Raw genomic sequence first — 14,100 nt, forward strand, 5'->3', positions numbered from 1 at the left:
TCAATCGCCGGAGTCGGAGTCCTCGGGCGCGCTCTCGGTTTCGGTGACCGGTTCGCCGGCGGCCTCGGCCCGCTCCTCGGCGACGCGGCGGGTGGCCTGGTGGACGCGGACGGCGAGCAGCGCGCGGGCGAACCGGGCGGCCAGCTCGCCGTCCAGCAGCTCCGGCACCTGGTCGACGCTGATCATCCCGCCGGACCTGGCGGCGACCGTGCCGGCGCCGACCTTGATCCCGTGCCCGTCCGCGAGCTCCTCGACGGCCGGCAGGTCCAGCGCCGAGCGGATGGTGTCCTGCAGGGCGCGGACGGTCGCGGCGTCCCGGTTGATGCGGACCTCGGCGTCGTCGGCGCGCTCCTCGGCCCGGTCGGCGCGCTTCCGCTCGGTCTCGATGCGGGCCTCGGCGGTGTCGGCGACCTGCTCGGCGCGGTCGGCGCGGGTCGCCAGCTCGGCGGCGCGCGCGGCGACGGAGTCGCGTTCCACCGTCAGCCCCGCGATCTCGCCCTGGGCGGCGGCCAGCTCGGCGCGCAGCCGCCGCTCGGCGTCGGCGGCGGCCTCCAGCTTGGCCCGCGCTTCCGCGAGCCCGGTGCGCGCGTCGGTCAGCTCGCTTCGCGCGGTGGCCAGGGCGGCCTGCTCGGCGGACAGCCGGGTCGCGAGCTCGTCGCGCTCCTTCTCGGCCTCGGTCCGCGCCTGGTGCTCGGTGCTCCACGCCGCCTCGGCGCGCTTGCGCAGCCCCTCCGCGCTGGCGGCCTCGTTGGCGGACGTCGCCCGTGCCTGCTGGTGGGCGCCCGCCTCCTTCCAGGCGTTGGCCTCGCTCTCCTGCGCGGCCGCGACGCTGGCCTTCGCCGCGGCGAGTCCCTTCCGCAGCTCCTCCTGCGCTTCGGCGACCTCCTTGCGGGCCGCCTCCGCCTCGGCCTCGGCCCGCGCGGTCCGGGCGTCGGCGTCCGCGGCCGCCTGCCGCGCGGCGCGCGCCTCGGCCAGGGCGCTCTCGGCCTTGCCGAGGACGGCCCGCGCCTCGCCGTCGAGCCGGTCGCCCAGCGTGGCGGCGGTCGCGGTGAGCCGCTCCACCAGTTCGGCGAGCCGCTCGACGTCCTGCTCGAAGGCCGCCACGGGCGCGGGATCGACCCGGGCGATGGCCACGCCCTTCCGGGCCGCCACCGGCTCGTCGTCGCCGGTTCGGTCGCCCGGCGGCCGGAGCGGCGCGGTCAGCGTGCCGTCGTCCGTGATCTCCTGATCTTCGCGCACGCGAGCATCCTAGTGAAAACGCCCGGATTTGCACCGCTCGTCCCGTCATTGGGGTCTGGCGGGCCTGAGTCGTCCGCTACGCCGTGGGGCACGGCCTGCGGGCCTGCACGATCGCCGCACGCCCACCCCGGCCTGGCGCCCGCCCGCGTGCGCGCCGATGAGGGTCAGCAGCCGCAGCCGGACGGGGTCGGACAGCGCCTTGAACACCCGCGCCAGCTCGACCGCCTCGGCCTCCGCCAGCGGCTCCGCCGCCAGCGGTGAGCAGCACCCCGCCGCTTGATTCGACATATCTCTAATTTGACATCTGCCTAAGCAAGACGCAAACTCGAAGCTGTTTAGACGTACATCGAATCAAGGAGCGGTCATGTCCCGTGTTCAGCTAGCGCTGCGCGTCCCCGACCTGGAGGCGTCGATCGCCTTCTACTCCAAGCTGTTCGGCACGGACCCGGCCAAGGTCCGTGCCGGCTACGCCAACTTCGCCATCACCGAGCCCCCGCTCAAGCTGGTCCTGATCGAGGGCCAGGACGAGGAGACCACCCGCCTCGACCACCTGGGCGTGGAGGTCGAGGACACCGCCCAGGTCGCCGACGCCACCGAGCGACTCAAGGAGTCCGGCCTGGTCACCCTGGAGGAGAACGACACCACCTGCTGCTACGCCGTCCAGGACAAGGTCTGGGTCACCGCCCCCGGCAACGAGCCCTGGGAGGTGTACGTGGTCAAGTCCGACGCCGACACCCTCACCAAGCCCGAAACCTCCCCCTGCTGCACCCCGGCCACCGACGAGGAACCGGCCCCCGCCTGCTGCTGACCCACCGCTCCCTCAGCACGCGGTGAGCGGCTCGGCCTGGTAGGCCCGGTGAAGCAGTTCCAGGAAACGCGGCGCTGCGGGAACGGGCACGGCACCGATCCGCTGGACCGCGACCCCCGGCGTCCATGAGTTCATGACCACGGCACCGGCCAGCGTCGGCAGATCGGCGGGCGTGACCTCCGCTACGCGCTGGGGGACGCCGAGGCGGTCCAGTTGCCGGCGGACGATGCCCATCGTGGTCCCGGTCAGCATCTCCGCGTCGGGCCACACCACGGCGTCGCCGTCCCAGAAGGCCAGATTCCAGATCGTTCCCTCGCTGAGCCGCCCCCGGCGGTCGACGAAGGCGGCGTCGTCCAAGCCGTCCCGGACGGCCCGGCGCATGAAGTAGGTCTTGGCCACCTCGCCGACATGCTTGACGGACGGCAGGACCCGCTCGTACTCGACCGTCGCCAGCGCCAGCGGCCCCGCCGGACCGGACGAGGGCGGTCCCGTCCGGACCAGGAGCTCGATCTCCGCGTCCCCTGCCTCTCCGATGAACTCCCCGGGCGACGAGTACACGGTGGCGGTCAGCGAGACGTCCGCGGGACCGCTCTCCAGCGCCGCCCGCAACCGGGACCGCACCCGATCGTCGGGCGATGCCCGGCCGAACAGCTCCATGGAAGCGAGGCGGAGCCGCTCCAGGTGAAGGTCGAGGCCCCGCACCTTGCCCCCGCGTACCTGCATGGCGGTGAAATGGGCATAGCCCGCGAAGGCGAGCGGCGCCAGTTCTTCGGCGGTCGCCGCGCGGCCATTGCGATGAACGACAAAAGCGGACATGAGTGCCTCCAGCAATGCGGAATGATCGGCCGGCGGGACGACGTTAGGCCTTCACACCGGTGAGAAGGTCAACCCGCGGGACGGTGACATGCTGATCGGCGAGTTGTCCCGGCGTACCGGGGTGAGCCCGCGGCTGCTGCGGTACTACGAGGAGCAGGGCCTGCTGGAGCCCGGACGCGACCCGAACGGCTACCGCCACTACGACGAAGCCGCCGTCCTCACCGTCCGCAAAATCCGCGTCCTCCTGGACGCGGGCCTGACCAGCGACGTGATCCGGGCGGTCCTCCCGTGCACCAGGGACGACCGCCCGGACTTCGACTGGTGCGCCGACATCCGCGACCTCCTGGCCCGAGAACTGGCGGCCCTGGACACCCGCATAGCGGACCTCCAACACAACCGCGGCACCCTCGCCGCATTCCTCACGCCGGACCAGCCCCCGGGACACAGCTGATCTCGCGCTTCCCTCAGGTGAGGACGTCGGAGGGCTCCGGGGACACGTTCACCGGGCTGAGGGGCACTTCGGGGGCGGGGGGCTGTTCGTTGCGGGTCAGGAGGCCGATCACGACGGCTCCGGCGGCGACGATGGCGGCGCTGATCAGTGTCGTCACCTGCAGTCCGGTGGTGAAGGCGTCGCGTGCGGCGTCCAGCATCTCGGGGCCGGCCGGTCCGGGAAGGCGTCCGGCGGCCTCCACGGCGCCGGCGAGGCTCTCCCGGGCCGCGGTCTCGGCGGCCTGCGGGACGGCGGCCGGGAGGGAGTCGCTGAGCCCGCCTCGGTAGATCGCCGTTCCCAGGCTGCCGAGGAGCGCCATCCCGGCGGCGAGGCCGAACTCCTGGCCGGTCTCCGAGATCGCCGAGGCCGCGCCGGCCCGCTCCGGAGGCGCAGTGGTGATGATCCGGTCGATCGCCAGGAGGACCCAGGGGCCGAAGCCCACGCCCATGACGACCAGCCCGACGACGATCCAGGCCAGACCGGCGACGCTGATCATCAGTGCGCCGGCGGCCACGACGCTCATGGAGCCCGCCAGCACCACCGCCGGACGGAAGCTGCCGGTGACCCTCGGCGCGAGCTGCGTGCTCAGCAGCACCGAGGCCGCCTGCGGAAGCATCCACAGACCCGCCTCCAAGGGCGACAGACCCAGGACGAGCTGCAGGTACTGGTTGACGAAGAGCATCACGCCGCCCATGGCGACGAGCCCCACCATCAGCGAGGCGAGCGAGATGCTGAAGTCGCGGTAGCGGAACAGCCGCACGTCGATCATCGGGTCGGCCAGGCGGCGCTGCCGGCGCACGAACGCGACCCCGAGCACCAGGCCGGCCGCGATGGACACCGCCACCGTCTCGTCCATGCCGTGGGTCGCGATGCGCTTGATGCCGTAGATGAGCGAGAGCACGGTGCCCAGCGACAGGACGGCGCTCGGCAGGTCGAGCCGCCCGGCCTCCGGGTCGCGGTACTCGGGCAGCAGGAACGGCCCGGTGAGCAGCAGGATCGCCATCACCGGAACGCCGAGCAGGAAGACCGAGCCCCACCAGAAGAACTCCAGCAGCAGCCCGCCGACCAGCGGGCCGATCGCGGAACCCACCATGAAGCCGGCCATCCAGACGGCCAGGGCCTTGGTGCGCTCGGCGTCGTCGGTGAACATGTTGCGGATCAGCGACATGGTCGACGGCATCAGCGTCGCCCCGGCCACGCCGAGCAGCGCCCGCGAGACGATGAGCATCTCGGCGCTGGTGGAGTACGCGGCCAGCAGGGACGCGACGCCGAAGGCGCCCGCGCCGACCAGCAGCACCTTGCGCCGCCCGATCCGGTCGCCCAGCACCCCCATGCTGATCAGGAATCCCGCGATCATGAAGCCGTAGATGTCGAGGATCCACAGCAGCTGGTTCGCGGTCGGGTCCAGGTCGGCGCCGAGCTGCGGGATCGCCAGGTGCAGCACGGTCATGTCGATCGAGATGAGCAGCGTGGGCAGCGTGAGGACGGCCAGCCCGATCCACCGTCTGGGGACGGTCGCCATATTCGATTCCTTCCTCGCTGGGTGGCTCAAGCGTCCGGCCGCGTCGGCAGCCGGTCGCCTGCGAATGAGGAAGTCGTCAAAGGGGCACTCGATTCCGCCTTGGCGCTCGACTCGGCCGAAAGTCCCGCACCGCCTCCGTCGCACGACCTAGGCGAGCGTATGCTCCGCCTCCGACAAACCGCGGCGGGGCGAGAACGTCAGCTGCCGGGCGGGTCGCCGCCCCGTCATCCGGCTTGGTGGAGGCGGGCGGCGTCGTCGTACGCCTCGCGGGCATCGAGCAGTTCGTCCCAGTGCTGCTCGACCCAGGCGCAGGCGACCGCCATCGGTTCGAGCATGCTGCGGCCCAGCGGGGTCAGCTCGTACTCGACGTGCGGGGCGGCCTCGGCGTAGACGGTGCGCTTGACGAGACCGTCCCGTTCGAGGGAGCGCAGCGACTGGGTGAGGACCTTGGGAGTGACGCGGCTCAGCGGCACGCGCAACTCGGAGAAGCGGCGCGGCCCGTCCTCGAGGCAGCGGATGACGAGCGCCGCCCACTTGTCGCCGAACCGGATCGGATTGAGCGAGGACGGACACAGCTCGTCGAACATGTCGGCGGGCAGCGGTCTCCTCATGGGCTCACGATAGCCGGTATCCCAGTGGTAACCGGGGCCGCGGTTAACGTCGGCGAACCGGCCGGGCGCAGGGGCTCCGGCCCTGGTGAGAGGCGGTTCGTCATGAACATCGTGGTCTTCGGCGCGGGCGGCCGGGCCGGGCGGCAGGCCGTGGCCGAGGCGCACCGGCGCGGCCACCGGGTCACCGCCGTCGTGCGCGACCCGGGACGCCACGGCGAGCTGACCGGCGCGCGGGTCGTGGCGGGCGATGTCACCGACGCGGTGAGCGTCGAGCGGACCGGCGCCGGGCATGACGCGGCCATCAGCGCCGCAGCGGATCTGTCCGTGCCACCGCACGACTTCTTCACCGCCTCGTCCCGAGCCCTGGCCACCGGCCTGGCGAACGCGGGCGTACCGCGCCTGGTGGTGGTCGGCCTCGCGGCGATCCTGCCCGGGGCGTCCGGTGTCCCCTTGATGGACGAGCCCGGCTACCCCAACCAGTACCGCCCCTTCTACCTCGGCCACGCGGCGGGCCTGGCCGAACTCAGGACCAGTGACCTCGATTGGACATACGTAGCCCCCGCCGGCGACTTCGACCATTCCGGCACGCACACCGGCCGGTACCGCATCGCTGACCACGGTGATCCCGCCAGCCGAATCACCTACGCCGACTTCGCGATCGCGCTACTAGACGAGATCGAAACACCCAGCCATCACCGCACCACCGTCAGCATCCGCGAGGCGTAACCGCCGCCGGAGTGCGGCGTTCATGCATGTTCACCTGGCTAGGGGTGGATGGGGTTCGTCGGGGTGTCGAGCCAGATGGTTTCTGTTTCGGGGGTGATGGTCAGGCCGAAGCGGTCGCGGGGTGGGCTGCCTTGGGCGACCCACCAGAAGTATGCGCGGACCGCCTCGTCCCAGAGGTTCTGGTCTCCGTGTACCTCGTAGTCACGCTGACCCGGTCGGTAGGTCGCGGTGGCCCACGCCTGCGTTGACCACAGGCGGAGGGCGTATGTGTCGTCCTGGTGGTGGCCTCGGGCGTTGACGCCGGGTAGGAAGCCGCCCATGGCGAGATCTGCGCCCGCTGGTGCATAGCCGATCGTCCGGGGATCGATCTGCGTCGCCGACTTGGCTCCCTCGTCGCCTGACGTGGGCCAGGGCGGTTGGCGGTGCGAACGCATCATCATGTACGAGGCGTGGCCGGTGAATCGGCCCACCGCCGTGCCGTCGGGCATGACGACCAGTCGCAACTCGTGACTGGACGCGAATCCCGGCGCGTACGGGGTCACTATGACGCCACCGGGCCGGGTCTGCCGTACCCATGCGTAGGGGACGTGCGACACCCCGCACGTTGCGTGCACCCGATCGAACGGAGCGCCGTCCGCCCAGCCCTCGCCGCCATCGCCGACGACGAGGCGCGGAGACAGGCCCGCCCCCTTCAAGCTCTCCGCGGCCCGCGCCGAAACCAGTGGGTCGATCTCCATGCTGGTCACGTTTTCGGTCCCGGCCATCCGGGAGAGCAGGCCCGCCGTCCACCCGGTGCCGGTGCCCACGTCCAGTACCCGGTGCCCGGCCTCGACGTCCAGCAACTCAAGCAAGGACACGACGGTGCTCGGCGCCGAACACGACGAGGTGAAACGGCCATTCCCGGTGGCGACATCGGTCCGCCCGTCATCGAGTTGCGTGATGATCGCGTCATCCCGGTAAACGAGGTCGAGCCACCTTTCGGGAGCGGTGGCCCTGTCCACCCGATCGCCTTCCCCGGTCCACGCCACCGGAGGGACAAAGGCATGCCGAGGGACGTCGCGCAGCGCCGTCCGCACCCGCCCCTGGGTAAGCCACCCGGCGGCCGCAAGCCGCTCGACCAGCGCCTTCAGGCGCCGCGCAACGCCCTCTTCCATCACCCGCTACTTCCCCCGCTTGCCGTCACCCTTGTCGTCCTTGTTCGGCGGCGGAATCGGCTTATCGGGCTTGTGCCCGTTCTTCTCCGCCGGGTCCCCGTGCTTTCCCATCCTGCTCCCTCCCATTGCTCCGACACGGCCGAGTACCTATTTACAGATGGTGGCCACGTCATCACTATCCGTCAATATGTACTTCTGCACAGAACAACGAGGAGTTCGCAGAGGGGAGGGATCAGTGTGAGCCTCCAGCATTCCTGACGTGAGCGAGGAGTCTGGCGAAGGCGCGAGGTGTGAGGGTGAGGTGGCCGGCGTGGGGGGCTTTGCTGTCTCTGATGGCGATGGCGTCGGGCAGCGCGGCGAGTTCGATGCAGTTTCCGTAGTCGTCTGATCGCGTAGATTTACGCCAGTGAATGATCATGCGAGCGAGTCCAGTGTCTTGGCGATGAAGGCGCGGGATGCCTCGACGGTCAGTGAGGACATGCCGATCTGGTCGTACCGTATCGTCTGTTCCTGGATATCGGCAGGGTCGAGCGACATGTGGGCAGTGCTCCCGTAATTGGCGAAACCGAGGTCGCCTGTGGGTGTATGCATCACCGTGAAGCCGCCCCCGACGCCGCCGTAGCCGATGAGGCGGTCGGAGGTCACCCGTAGGTAGATGTTCGGACGCTCGGAGATCTCGAGAAGGTGGCTGAGTTGTGCGCGCATGACGTCCTCGTCTCCGAAGACACGGAGGACGGCCGCTGTGTCCAGGATGGCCATAAGCGTGCACGGATCTCTGCGGGTAAGGATCTCTTGGCGGGCCATGCGCTCTGCCACCGCATCCTCGGCATCGGCCCTGCGGCTGGTCGTGTATACAGCGCGAGCGTAGTCCTCGCGTTGGAGGAGGCCGGGAACCAGGGAGGGCTCGTAGGTCTTGATGAGGTTCGCTCGCCGCTCGTATTCCTTGAACGTCTCCCACCAGTCGAGGTCCTGGGCGTTTTTAGCGTGTTTGACGAGGTTTTCGAAGAAGCCTGGCATCCCCCATTCGCGGTCCAGGATGCGAGCGCGCCCTATGGGAAGCTGAACGTCGCCCGATTCGTACCGTGCAACAGTTGAGCGATCGCAGTCGAGTGCGACACCCAGCGCGGCACCGGAGATCTTGCGCAGCTGGCGCTGTCTGCGCAGCTCAACGGCTATGAGGTGCCATAGGGAGAAGTCGGGACGCAGTGAGTCGGCGCGGCTCATCGGCTCTCTTTCGTCGTCGCATCTGCTTCACGAACCTTCCGAAATTAACTCGCCCCCGGAACGCTTGTCCCGGAAACGCGGAGATGGAAGGGCAGGTGAAATGCTTATGAAAGCCGCAACGTCGGGTGGGTTGGACATTTCGTGTCTGGCTGCGGAGACGGTGTCCGGGATGGTGCGGTCCCTGGTGGAGTTCCGGCTCGCCGAATGGGGGCTGGAGAAGGTCTCCGGGGACGTTCTGCTCATCGGCGGGGAAATCGTGGCCAATGCGGTGCGGATCGCGCGGGATCGGGAGATCCGGGTCAGGTTCACGCGGGAGGCAGGGGCGGTCGTGCTGGCGGTGTGGGACCCGTCCGACGAGATGCCGGTGGTGCGTCCGGTCACCGAACTCACGCTGGACGACATCGCCCCGGATGCGCGGGCGCTGGACGACGGCTACGACGACGGGACGGGCGGCTGGGGGCTCCCGCTCGTTCAGGCGCTCTCCACCGAGTGCGGAGTGCGCAGGACGGAACCGTCCGGCAAATGGGTCTGGGCGGCCGTCGCGTGCTGAGGGGGCGGTGGCGGACGTGCCGGGGGCGGCGGGCCGCCGTCCGATACCTGGACGTGCTCGCGCACGCGGTCAAGGCGCGCGGGTGGCGGTGCGTGCGGCTCTATGGCCGCGAATTCCCCCGGCCGCTGCTCTGGGTCTATGCCAGCGGGGTCGCGGAGGACGTGGGACTCGTGGTGTGCGTGCGGGCCGTCTCCGGCGGTATGTGGGCCTACCACGACGTGCAGCGTGGACGGGCCGGTTACCTCTTCCCCTGCGGGGACGCCAAGGCGGCGGCGGAGCAGGTCGATCTGCTCCTGAAACACCGCATATTCCCGTCCACCTGGTGAGTCATGGCATCAGGCGGCGGCGTAGGCGGCTCGGGGAGCCGTAGGGAATCCGGATTTGGAAGGGCCAGGGCCGCTTCGTCCGGGCTGGTGGGGGCGTTTTATCCCGAGTGTTGGTCGTGGCGCAGGTCGCCCATTGCCACCGACGATGTTCGCATCCGTGTTCTCCAGTGCATCCAGGTCTGCCGGGCTCCATTCGAAAAGGGCGTATGCGCCTTCCCGTGCCCCGCCTGGCCTGCTGGAGCTTTGCCTTGCAGCCGGGTCGGGATGCTTCAGACCTGGCGATACGTAGAGAGGAAGGTGATCCATGTCCTGAGCCCCTCGGGGCGCTAGGTCGTGAAGCTGGGAGGCGCCCGGTATCCGGATATCGCTCCGCTGCCGGTGGCCTCCATACGACGAAATGGCCTACGAAGTCGGTGCGAGGCTATGCGCCTTGCCCGGAGACTCCAGAGGAGGAGTCGGTGACCATCGCGATCACTCAGGTTGAGCAGATCGGCCGGGACCCCCGCGAGCTGATCCCCACGTGGGCGTATGAACTGCTCGTGAAGGACTTCCGTAAGAAGCACCACAGCTCACACGATTACACCGAACGTGTAGTGAGTCAGAACCTCGTGTTCCTGAAGGCCGCCGGTCAGATCCGGCGGCAGTCGCGGCGGGACCCGCGGGCTTACGTCCGGATCGTCCCGACCCGGCCCGTGGATGAGGCGTGGCACGAGGCGCTCCAGCGGACCGAGGTGTACCTTCCGATGAGCCTCGCGTTCGCGGACTCGGTGATCCACCACCGGCCCGTCATGGACGACGACATTCGGTCCGGCGCGGCCCTCGCCCGCACGATTCCGTACCTCAAGGCCACGGGCATGTACGTCGATCCTGAGTTCTGGGACGACGAGGCAGGGTCGTCGTGCTGCCCGCCTGAGTGCAATGACCAGGGCGGCCGTGAGCGGCTTGGGAACTGGGGAGACCTGGTGCCCAGCGGGCCGCTGACCATCCGGTTCTGATCAAAGGAGCCACATGCGTAGCGACTGGACGGATCTACCTGACGAGCTTCGGGCCGCGATCGAGGCCAAGACCGGCCCGATCAGTTCCATCGAGCCGGCTCTCACGGGTAATCACGCGGACATCGCCTCGACGCTGCACAGTCCGGTCGGCCTGACGTTCGTCAAGGCCGCCCGGAAACTGGTGGACAGGGACGGTCCTGAAGTCATGTCGTTGCGTCGTGAGGCGGCCGTCAACCCGTACGTGTCGGAGTTCGCTCCCCGGCTTCGGTGGCAAGCCGAGGTCGGGGAGTGGGTTGCGTTGGGGTTCCAGCACGTAACCGGCCGACGCGCCGACTTCGCACCGGGCTCCCCCGACCTGGCCGCGCTAGCCGAAACCATCAGGGCGATCCAGAAGACCCCTTGCCCTGATGTGGTCCGGATGACGGTTGAACGACGCTGGCAGTCCATCGCCGAGGACGTATCTCCCATGGCCGGCCCTGTGCTGCTTCACACCGATCTCAATCAGGACAATCTGATCATCACCCCTGAAGGGCGTGCCTACGTCGTCGACTGGGCCTTCGTCTCCCGTGGGCAGGCATGGGTCGAGCTTGGCCTCCTGATCCCGTGGTTGCTGAAGGCCGGCCACGACCCACGAGAAGCAGACGAGTGGGTCGCGCAGTTCGACTCGTGGGCGGGTGAGGAACCGTCGCACATCGATCTGTTCTCCAAGGTCTTCGCCGAGAAGTGGCGATCGCATAGCGAGACCAGTTCAGCGGCTTGGGTGGGGGAGCATGCGGCGCTGACCGAGCAGTGGGCGAACTACCGCCTGGGTCGCCGAGTGGACCAGGCAGCGAACTGACCTAGGTCTTCTCATAGGGACGCTCTGCTGAGCGGCGGAACCGTCCGACGAGAAGGAGGTGCGCCTACCACGCCGTGCTGCCGGGGTCAGGGCATCAGGCGGCGGCGTAGGCGGCGGGTGTTGCGGTGGAGGGCCGACTCTCGGGGTTCTGCGTTGAGCAGGGTCAGGGCTGCTGCGGCGCCCGCGCGGGCGGTCTCCTCGGGGGTCGCCGGAGCCGGCTCGTCCGCGGCGGGGTCGTAGTGGAGGTCGGTCAGGTCGCCGACGATGTGGGCGTCCGTCTCCTGGAGGGCGTCCAGGTCCTCCCTGCTCCACTCGGCGACGCGGGAGCGCCAGGCGGGCGGGACGGTGACCTTGCCGCCGCGCTGGTCGCGGGCCTGGAAGCTCTGCGTGATGGCCTGCCGTGCGCGGTCGGCCTTTCCCTTCGGCCAGGAGTTCTCCGTGAAAGCGGCGTTCAGGGACGCGAGCACCAGCGTTTCGGGCGCCGTCAGGCCGGTGTGGGCCTGGCGGTCCGCGACAGAGGTGTGCGTGAGGCCGGGCAGGCCCGCCGCCTGGGCGAAACGGTCCAGGAGGAGCTGCGGGGGTCTGCCGGGGCTGGTCACCACCGACACCTTGGACGCCCCCGCCCCCGACCAGCGCCGGACCAGTCCGCTGAGGATGAACGCCCGCCAGATGTGCGTGTCCGGGTCGGTCTCGATGCCGGCGTCCCGCTGCCGGGCGAGGCCCTTGAGGTAGGTGTCGAAGCTCGTGCTCAGCCCGTTGCGGATGTGCTGCTGCCATAGCGAGGGCAGGGAGCGGCCCAGGCTGCGGGCGGTGATCACGACTTCGACGTCGTCGGCGCCGAGCGTGGCGAGCAGCCGGGAGGCGGCGTCGGACCGGATGACCGACAGGGCCTCGGCTGACAGCAGCACCGTGCCGGGACATGCCCTGACCTGCTCCAGCAGCGCCCGCCACGAGGGCTCCTCCTTGGCCGCGCGCAGCTCCGACACCCACGGGTATTCGGTGCCGAGAAGGCCGTAGCTCGCCCACTCGTGGTTGGCCACGGTGCGCCGGCCGCGCTGCCAGTCCCGCGGGATCGGGTAGTGGACGTCCGCTTCCGCCAGGGTCTCGTGGTTGTCCTGGAGCATGTGCTGCAGGAACGTGGTGCCCGACTTCTGCAGGCCGATGTGCAGGACGATCTTGGATGGCACAGGTCGCTCCGTCGGCCTGACGGGTCAGGCGCGGGTGGTGGTTACCGGTTTGCCCAGGGCGCTGCCCTTCGCCCACTTGGAGAAGGGTAGCTGCCAGTAACCCCAGCCGTTCGTCCAGGCCAGGTCGCGCTTGGTGCCGGTGACGTTGACGATGTCGCCGCGGTAGGCCCAGTGGAAGAACCACTTGGCGTCGGCGGTGGGGGAGCGGATGCAGCCGTGGCTGCAGTTGCGCCGGCCGAGGCAGGCGGGGTCGGCCGTGTTCTGGTGGATGTAGACGCCGCTGTTGGTGATGCGGGTCGCCCACGGGATCTTCTCGTCGTACCAGCCGGGGTCGCCCTTCTTCTTGCCGGGCGAGACCATGCGCTCCATGCGGCTGCGGTCCATGGTGAGGTGGACGCCGCTGGTGGTGAGCAGGGTGTCGACACCGTTCTTGACCTCGCCGCCGGAGCCGAGGCTGACGCCCCAGGTGCGGACGGTGCGGCCGTTCTGCTTGGCGACGAGGCGGTGGGTCTTGCCGTTGATGCTGACCGTGTGGGAGTCGCCGACCTTGAAGGTGCGGGTCACGTCCCGGTCGCCGAAGACCTTGTCGCCGATCCTCAGCCCGGCGTAGTGGACGGTGACCGAGACCTTCTGCCGGGGCTTCCAGGGCCGCTTCGGCCGGAACACCAGGGAGGGCAGGCCGTTGAACGACTCGCCGGAGCTGAGCCAGCGCCACGCGCCCTCGGTGGGGGTGGTCGAGGAGATCTCGACGCTGCGCTCGATGGCGGGCTTGGCGCGCTCGGGGACGGCCTTGTTGAACTGGACGAAGACCGGCATGCCGGTGCCGACCGTCTCGTTCTCGGACGGGACGACGTTGTTGACGCGGGTGGCCGCGGTGGCGCGGCTGGTCCGGAACGCGCTGGTCGCGGTGGTGGACTTGCCCTCGGGCGATGTCGCCGTCGCCGACACCTGGTAGCGGCCGCCCGGCTGCAGCGTCCACCTGGAGCGCCAGGTGGTCTTGTCGGGGGAGAGGCGGCCGGGGACGTCGGCGCCCTTCAGCTTCACCGAGACCTGGCCGAGCGTGCCGCCGGCGGCGGTGACGGTCACGCCCTGGTCGGGGCGGGCCCCGCCGCTGCCGTGCGCCGGGACGATCACCACCCGCGGCGTGCCCTCGTCGCCGCCCGCCGCGGCCTTCCCGCCGCCGCCCTTGCCGTCGTCACCGCCGCCGCAGGCCGCGACGAGCCCCAGGACCAGCGTCATCACGAACGCTTTTCCTCGCACCGTTCTCCCTCATCAGCCCGCCGGACCCGCGCTGCACGGGACGGCACCGGGATCGTCCACGGAACGGGCCTCGGTCCCGGCGGGACGGCCGGTCGGCGGCGTCCATTCACGTGTACGTCCATCGTCCCGCGAAGGTTCGCCGCGGGTGGGCGGTTCCGCGATCTCGGTGCCGCGCTCCCGTCGCGCGGCCGCGGCGCGGAGCGGGGCGCTCCGGGACGCGCCGCACCATAATCGGCCCTTTCCGGTGAAAAAGAAAATGCGGTGAGCAATGGCGCCGAAGGGTCTCCGGTTTGATCTGATATCGCAGCTTTCTTGAGGTGTTCTCGCAGGTCAGACTGGCTCCCCTGATCTTCT

The 14,100-nt window shown here is 69.8% G+C and carries 17 protein-coding genes; 7 read left to right on the forward strand and 10 right to left on the reverse strand.

All coding sequences use genetic code 11. The annotated features are described in order from the left end of the window. Positions 1–1,239, reverse strand: a complete 1,239-nt coding sequence (locus IEZ03_RS30070) for a coiled-coil domain-containing protein (RefSeq protein ID WP_184879491.1) — start codon at positions 1,237–1,239, stop codon at positions 1–3. Positions 1,240–1,284: 45 nt separating this feature from the next. Further along, entirely contained in the window at positions 1,285–1,527 is a 243-nt protein-coding gene (locus tag IEZ03_RS38910) for a hypothetical protein (RefSeq protein WP_373293700.1), read from the reverse strand. 76 nt (positions 1,528–1,603) lie between these two features. Between IEZ03_RS38910 and IEZ03_RS30080 the strand changes: the two genes are divergently transcribed. Then, on the forward strand, positions 1,604–2,047 hold the full coding sequence (locus tag IEZ03_RS30080) for an ArsI/CadI family heavy metal resistance metalloenzyme (RefSeq protein ID WP_184879494.1): 444 nt from the start codon (positions 1,604–1,606) through the stop codon (positions 2,045–2,047). A gap of 12 nt (positions 2,048–2,059) precedes the next feature. On the opposite strand, the gene IEZ03_RS30085 is transcribed toward IEZ03_RS30080, so the two are convergent. After that, positions 2,060–2,863, reverse strand: a complete 804-nt coding sequence (locus tag IEZ03_RS30085) for an aminotransferase class IV family protein (RefSeq protein ID WP_184879497.1) — start codon at positions 2,861–2,863, stop codon at positions 2,060–2,062. An 88-nt stretch (positions 2,864–2,951) separates the two neighbouring features. On the opposite strand from IEZ03_RS30085, the gene IEZ03_RS30090 reads away from it, so the two are divergent. Continuing rightward, a complete protein-coding gene (locus tag IEZ03_RS30090) occupies positions 2,952–3,314 on the forward strand; it encodes a MerR family transcriptional regulator (RefSeq protein WP_184879500.1) in 363 nt (120 codons plus the stop codon). 13 nt (positions 3,315–3,327) lie between these two features. Here the strand turns inward: IEZ03_RS30090 and IEZ03_RS30095 are convergent, their stop codons facing one another. Then, positions 3,328–4,875, reverse strand: coding sequence for an MFS transporter (locus tag IEZ03_RS30095; protein WP_184879504.1), 1,548 nt, complete (start codon positions 4,873–4,875; stop codon positions 3,328–3,330). A 224-nt stretch (positions 4,876–5,099) separates the two neighbouring features. Continuing rightward, positions 5,100–5,486 (reverse strand): winged helix-turn-helix transcriptional regulator, encoded by a 387-nt coding sequence (locus IEZ03_RS30100; protein ID WP_184879507.1) that lies wholly within the window; start codon positions 5,484–5,486, stop codon positions 5,100–5,102. Between the two features lie 102 nt (positions 5,487–5,588). Between IEZ03_RS30100 and IEZ03_RS30105 the strand changes: the two genes are divergently transcribed. Next, the gene (locus IEZ03_RS30105; RefSeq protein WP_184879510.1) at positions 5,589–6,212 is read left to right on the forward strand and encodes an NAD(P)-dependent oxidoreductase; all 624 of its coding nucleotides are present in this window, start codon (positions 5,589–5,591) and stop codon (positions 6,210–6,212) included. Between the two features lie 38 nt (positions 6,213–6,250). On the opposite strand, the gene IEZ03_RS30110 is transcribed toward IEZ03_RS30105, so the two are convergent. The 3 genes from IEZ03_RS30110 to IEZ03_RS30120 form a co-directional block, all read right to left on the reverse strand. Then, positions 6,251–7,366 carry a methyltransferase domain-containing protein gene (locus IEZ03_RS30110; RefSeq protein WP_184879513.1) on the reverse strand — a complete coding sequence of 372 codons (1,116 nt, stop codon included), beginning with the start codon at positions 7,364–7,366 and terminating at the stop codon, positions 6,251–6,253. A gap of 232 nt (positions 7,367–7,598) precedes the next feature. Then, the gene (locus IEZ03_RS30115; protein ID WP_184879516.1) at positions 7,599–7,784 is read right to left on the reverse strand and encodes a DUF397 domain-containing protein; all 186 of its coding nucleotides are present in this window, start codon (positions 7,782–7,784) and stop codon (positions 7,599–7,601) included. After that, a complete protein-coding gene (locus tag IEZ03_RS30120) occupies positions 7,781–8,590 on the reverse strand; it encodes a helix-turn-helix domain-containing protein (RefSeq protein ID WP_184879519.1) in 810 nt (269 codons plus the stop codon). Before IEZ03_RS30120 ends, IEZ03_RS30115 begins: the two co-directional genes overlap by 4 nt. A gap of 106 nt (positions 8,591–8,696) precedes the next feature. Between IEZ03_RS30120 and IEZ03_RS30125 the strand changes: the two genes are divergently transcribed. The 4 genes from IEZ03_RS30125 to IEZ03_RS30140 all read left to right on the forward strand — a co-directional run bounded on the left by IEZ03_RS30125 (position 8,697) and on the right by IEZ03_RS30140 (position 11,299). Then, entirely contained in the window at positions 8,697–9,140 is a 444-nt protein-coding gene (locus tag IEZ03_RS30125) for an ATP-binding protein (protein ID WP_373293701.1), read from the forward strand. Further along, positions 9,134–9,466, forward strand: a complete 333-nt coding sequence (locus IEZ03_RS30130) for a hypothetical protein (RefSeq protein ID WP_184879525.1) — start codon at positions 9,134–9,136, stop codon at positions 9,464–9,466. The genes IEZ03_RS30125 and IEZ03_RS30130 overlap by 7 nt, the downstream gene beginning before the upstream one ends. A gap of 458 nt (positions 9,467–9,924) precedes the next feature. Next, positions 9,925–10,461 carry a hypothetical protein gene (locus tag IEZ03_RS30135; RefSeq protein WP_184879528.1) on the forward strand — a complete coding sequence of 179 codons (537 nt, stop codon included), beginning with the start codon at positions 9,925–9,927 and terminating at the stop codon, positions 10,459–10,461. A 13-nt stretch (positions 10,462–10,474) separates the two neighbouring features. After that, complete coding sequence (locus IEZ03_RS30140) at positions 10,475–11,299, forward strand: phosphotransferase family protein (RefSeq protein WP_184879531.1); 825 nt, start codon at positions 10,475–10,477, stop codon at positions 11,297–11,299. Positions 11,300–11,385: 86 nt separating this feature from the next. Here IEZ03_RS30140 and IEZ03_RS30145 read toward each other — a convergent pair whose 3' ends face one another. Together IEZ03_RS30145 and IEZ03_RS30150 are read right to left on the reverse strand one after the other, a co-directional pair. Continuing rightward, positions 11,386–12,486, reverse strand: coding sequence for a hypothetical protein (locus IEZ03_RS30145; RefSeq protein WP_184879534.1), 1,101 nt, complete (start codon positions 12,484–12,486; stop codon positions 11,386–11,388). Between the two features lie 24 nt (positions 12,487–12,510). Beyond that, on the reverse strand, positions 12,511–13,746 hold the full coding sequence (locus tag IEZ03_RS30150; protein ID WP_229808682.1) for a L,D-transpeptidase: 1,236 nt from the start codon (positions 13,744–13,746) through the stop codon (positions 12,511–12,513). Positions 13,747–14,100: the final 354 nt, after the last annotated feature.

It is taken from the genome of Actinomadura livida (assembly GCF_014648675.1).
Classification (GTDB): domain Bacteria; phylum Actinomycetota; class Actinomycetes; order Streptosporangiales; family Streptosporangiaceae; genus Spirillospora; species Spirillospora livida.

Bases quoted from the DNA above. Each gene is read 5' to 3' on its own strand.
- IEZ03_RS38910 (WP_373293700.1), bottom strand. From the start codon at position 1,527: ATGTCGAATCAAGCGGCGGGGTGCTGCTCACCGCTGGCGGCGGAGCCG.
- IEZ03_RS30080 (WP_184879494.1), top strand. From the start codon at position 1,604: ATGTCCCGTGTTCAGCTAGCGCTGCGCGTCCCCGACCTGGAGGCGTCG.
- IEZ03_RS30085 (WP_184879497.1), bottom strand. From the start codon at position 2,863: ATGTCCGCTTTTGTCGTTCATCGCAATGGCCGCGCGGCGACCGCCGAA.
- IEZ03_RS30090 (WP_184879500.1), top strand. From the start codon at position 2,952: ATGCTGATCGGCGAGTTGTCCCGGCGTACCGGGGTGAGCCCGCGGCTG.
- IEZ03_RS30095 (WP_184879504.1), bottom strand. From the start codon at position 4,875: ATGGCGACCGTCCCCAGACGGTGGATCGGGCTGGCCGTCCTCACGCTG.
- IEZ03_RS30100 (WP_184879507.1), bottom strand. From the start codon at position 5,486: ATGAGGAGACCGCTGCCCGCCGACATGTTCGACGAGCTGTGTCCGTCC.
- IEZ03_RS30105 (WP_184879510.1), top strand. From the start codon at position 5,589: ATGAACATCGTGGTCTTCGGCGCGGGCGGCCGGGCCGGGCGGCAGGCC.
- IEZ03_RS30110 (WP_184879513.1), bottom strand. From the start codon at position 7,366: ATGGAAGAGGGCGTTGCGCGGCGCCTGAAGGCGCTGGTCGAGCGGCTT.
- IEZ03_RS30115 (WP_184879516.1), bottom strand. From the start codon at position 7,784: ATGATCATTCACTGGCGTAAATCTACGCGATCAGACGACTACGGAAAC.
- IEZ03_RS30120 (WP_184879519.1), bottom strand. From the start codon at position 8,590: ATGAGCCGCGCCGACTCACTGCGTCCCGACTTCTCCCTATGGCACCTC.
- IEZ03_RS30125 (WP_373293701.1), top strand. From the start codon at position 8,697: ATGAAAGCCGCAACGTCGGGTGGGTTGGACATTTCGTGTCTGGCTGCG.
- IEZ03_RS30140 (WP_184879531.1), top strand. From the start codon at position 10,475: ATGCGTAGCGACTGGACGGATCTACCTGACGAGCTTCGGGCCGCGATC.